Here is a 463-nt window from a genome sequence, read left to right as displayed (position 1 = left end):
AGGTAGATGTCGGCCAGCAGCGGCCCGGTCATCCTGAGTTGATTGTCGGCCACCCCCGGCACGTTTACGATGGCGACCAGCGATCCCATGACGGAGGGGAATTGCAGCAGGTTCGCCTCGCGCAGTTGCGCCTCCGTCATCGGGGCGTCGCTCGCCCCGAAATCGACGGTGCGGTTGCGCACCTGCGTCTGCCCGGCGCCGGAGCCGACGGACTGGTAGTTGAGCTGGATGCCGATGGCCTTCTGCGCCGCCTCGCCCCACTTCTGATAGACGGGGTTGGGAAACGAGGCGCCCGCGCCGGTGATCTGCTGCGCCAGGACCGGCTGCGCCACCGCGCAACCCAGGGCCGCCGCCAGGATCTTGGACAAGTAGCTCATGGTGTCTCCCTCATATGGCGGCGCCCGGGGGGCCTAGCACGCCCGCGATCGCCCGGACTCATAGGAGGCAACGGCGACATCTTGAT

General features: G+C 67.6%; 1 protein-coding gene. It reads right to left on the bottom strand.

The window, feature by feature from the left end; genetic code table 11:
• Positions 1-377: substrate-binding domain-containing protein (locus tag ACU8YE_RS24995; RefSeq protein ID WP_446930236.1), on the bottom strand; the 377-nt coding region annotated here is incomplete at its 3' end.
• Positions 378-463 lie beyond the last annotated feature (86 nt).

This window comes from Ralstonia sp. VS2407 (assembly GCF_052950655.1).
The sequence above is the reverse complement of the archived record's forward strand: the minus strand, read 5'-3'. Positions and strand labels throughout refer to the sequence as shown.